General features: G+C 63.1%; 4 protein-coding genes. All 4 read left to right on the plus strand.

The genetic code is table 11. From position 1 onward, the window contains the following. The first annotated feature begins 87 nt into the window (after positions 1-87). Complete coding sequence (tnpA, locus tag IVA98_RS37695) at positions 88-483, plus strand: IS66-like element accessory protein TnpA (protein WP_157348915.1); 396 nt, start codon at positions 88-90, stop codon at positions 481-483. Then, positions 480-827: an IS66 family insertion sequence element accessory protein TnpB gene (tnpB, locus tag IVA98_RS19690; protein ID WP_247298588.1), complete on the plus strand. Its 348-nt coding sequence runs from the start codon at positions 480-482 to the stop codon at positions 825-827. The genes tnpA and tnpB overlap by 4 nt, the downstream gene beginning before the upstream one ends. A gap of 71 nt (positions 828-898) precedes the next feature. Continuing rightward, entirely contained in the window at positions 899-2,548 is a 1,650-nt protein-coding gene (gene tnpC / locus IVA98_RS19695; RefSeq protein ID WP_247355362.1) for an IS66 family transposase, read from the plus strand. Continuing rightward, positions 2,545-2,784, plus strand: coding sequence for a hypothetical protein (locus IVA98_RS19700; protein ID WP_247298594.1), 240 nt, complete (start codon positions 2,545-2,547; stop codon positions 2,782-2,784). The genes tnpC and IVA98_RS19700 overlap by 4 nt, the downstream gene beginning before the upstream one ends. Positions 2,785-2,810 lie beyond the last annotated feature (26 nt).

The raw sequence follows: 2,810 nt of genomic DNA on the forward strand, positions 1-2,810 counted from the left end.
GTATCCCTCCGGCGTCGGCCGCCTTGTTTAGTTTGAGAGGCGGCCCGAGGATTTGACCTTAAGTCTAGCTTTAAGGTCACGGTGCGAATGCAGGTGAATGTGTTGGGCGCCGAGCGTCGGCGACGATGGAGTTACGACGAGAAGGTTCGCCTTGTCGAAGAGACCTTGCAGGCCGGCGAGACGGTCTGCGGCGTCGCACGCCGGCACGGGGTGGCTCACAGCCTGCTGTTCACCTGGCGTCGACAAGCGCGCCAGGGGCGACTGGGCGGAGATTCCGTGCCAGCTCTCGTTCCCGTCGAGATCACGCCGGTGGCGGCTCCGATCTCGAGCGACGCGCCACAACCGGCATCTTCCCCGCCTGCGCAGCGTGCAAGGGCTGGAATCATCGAGATCGAGCTTGGCGGCGGCTGTCGCGTTCGCGTTGACCGTGACGTAGACGTTGAGGCGCTGCAGCGAGTTCTTGAGCTGCTGCGGCGACGATGATCCCGATTCCGAGCGGCGTCAGGGTTTGGATCGCCACTGGCCACACCGACATGCGTCGCGGCATGCGAAGCCTGGCTCTTACAGTTCAGGAGAGCCTGAGGCGCGATCCGCACGCTGGCGATCTCTACATCTTCCGGGGCCGCCGCGGCGATCTGGTCAAGATCCTTTGGCATGACGGGTTAGGCATGTCGCTCTATGCCAAGCGTCTGGATCGCGGCAAGTTCATCTGGCCGTCGGCCTCGGCCGGCGCGGTGTCGATCTCCGCGGCGCAGATGGCTTATATGCTGGAAGGAATTGACTGGAGGAATCCGCAACTGAGCTGGCGACCGCAGAGCGCGGGCTGATCTAGGAAAATCTGAGGTTGCCGGCATTTTGAGGAGTCCCAACGCGTCCGACTTGTGATTCACTGCGTCGCATGGATGCTGATCGCGACGCTGTTCCGGATGACGTTGCCGCCCTGAAAGAGGCGCTGGCAGTCGAGCGCGCGAAGGGTTTGGAGGTCGCCGCTGAACTCGCGGTCGCCCGCGCGAAAGCGTCGCAAGACGAAGCGCTGATTGCCCGGCAGAAGCTGCAGATCGCCAGGCTAAAACATCAGATCTATGGGCAACGGTCAGAGCGTTCAGCGCGGCTGATCGAGCAGTTGGCGCTGACGTTCGAAGAGCTGGAGGCCGACGCCACCGAGGACGAGCTTGCGGCGGAACGGGCCGTGGCGATGACGACGACGGTGCGTGGATTTACGCGCCAGCGTGCCGAGCGCCAGACCTTCCCTGAGCATCTGCCGCGGGAACGGGTGGTGATCGATGGGCCTACGGCTTGTGAATGCTGCGGCAGCAATCGCCTTCGCAAGCTCGGCGAGGATGTGACCCGCACGCTGGAAGTGGTGCCGCGCCAGTGGAAGGTGATCGAGACGGTTCGGGAGAAGTTCTCCTGCCGCGACTGCGAGAAGATCAGCCAGGCGCCGGCCCCGTTCCATGCCGTCGCCCGGGGATGGGCTGGCCCAAGCCTCCTGGCCATGATCATGTTCGAGAAGTTCGGCCAACATCAGCCGTTGAACCGCCAGTCCGAGCGCTACGCTCTGGAAGGCGTGCCGATCGCACTGTCGACCATGGCGGATGCCGTTGGGGCGGTCTGTGCCTCGCTAGATCCGTTGCTGCGCCGCCTTGAGGCCCATGTCATGGCGGCCGAGCGCCTTCATGCCGACGATACGACCGTGCCGGTGCTGGCTAAGGGTAAGACCGATACGGGGCGGTGCTGGATCTACGTGCGGGACGACAAGCCATTTGGTGGAGCCGGCCCGCCAGCGGCGATGTTCTACTACTCGCGCGACCGTAAGGGCGAGCATCCCCAGGGGCATCTGGCCCGATATGCCGGCATCCTGCAGGCCGACGCCTATGATGGGTACAACCAACTCTATCTGGTGGGACGCCAGCCCGGACCGATCCGAGAGGCTGCCTGCTGGTCGCATGGAAGGCGTCCGTTCTTCGCCATGGCCGACATCGAAGAGAATGCGCGGCGCAAGGCTGCTGGCAAAAAGGAGATCCCGCTCTCGCCCATCGCGGTCGAGGTCGTGCGCCGGATCGATGCGCTGTTCGAGATCGAACGCTCCATCAATGGCAGGAGTGCGGAGGAGCGTGTTCAGGTGCGGCAGACGCTGAGCCGTCCCTTGGTCGATGATCTTCAGGTCTACATGCGGGAACAGCTCGCTAAGCTCTCCCGTGGGCACGACCTGGCCAAGGCGTTCAACTATATCCTGAAGCGATGGACGAGCTTCACGCTGTTCCTGGAAGATGGACGCGTGTGTCTCTCCAACAATGCCGCCGAACGGGGCTTGCGAGGCATCGCTCTTGGACGGAAGTCCTGGCTGTTCTGCGGATCTGATCGCGGAGGGCGGCGCGCCGCAGCCATGTACAGCCTCATCGTCACGGCGAAAATGAACGGCATCGACCCGCAGGCCTGGCTCGCCGACATCCTCGCCCGCATTGCCGCCCATCCGGCTCATCGGCTGGACGAACTTCTGCCCTGGAATTGGACGCCAGCATCAGCACTCTCCGCTCGAGCGGCATGACCACGCACGTCAACAAGGTCCATCACGTCACCACCATCACCCAGGTCGCGAAAGACCTCGGCGAAGACGAAGATTGGCTGTGGGACATCGCCAACGAAATGGAGATCGAGGACGGCGTCATCTGGGTCTATGGCGTCGGAGAACACGGCATCCAGGCGTTCACCGACTTTGGAATCGAAAACCTCATCGAGCTGATCAGGTTCTATAAAGACAACCCTGGACTGCTCAGGCGGTAACCCTGCGGCCTACGCCGAATGGATAC

The organism is Bradyrhizobium sp. 160, assembly GCF_023073735.1.
Lineage (GTDB): Bacteria > Pseudomonadota > Alphaproteobacteria > Rhizobiales > Xanthobacteraceae > Bradyrhizobium.

Bases quoted from the DNA above. Each gene is read 5' to 3' on its own strand.
- tnpA (WP_157348915.1), top strand. From the start codon at position 88: ATGCAGGTGAATGTGTTGGGCGCCGAGCGTCGGCGACGATGGAGTTAC.
- tnpB (WP_247298588.1), top strand. From the start codon at position 480: ATGATCCCGATTCCGAGCGGCGTCAGGGTTTGGATCGCCACTGGCCAC.
- tnpC (WP_247355362.1), top strand. From the start codon at position 899: ATGGATGCTGATCGCGACGCTGTTCCGGATGACGTTGCCGCCCTGAAA.
- IVA98_RS19700 (WP_247298594.1), top strand. From the start codon at position 2,545: ATGACCACGCACGTCAACAAGGTCCATCACGTCACCACCATCACCCAG.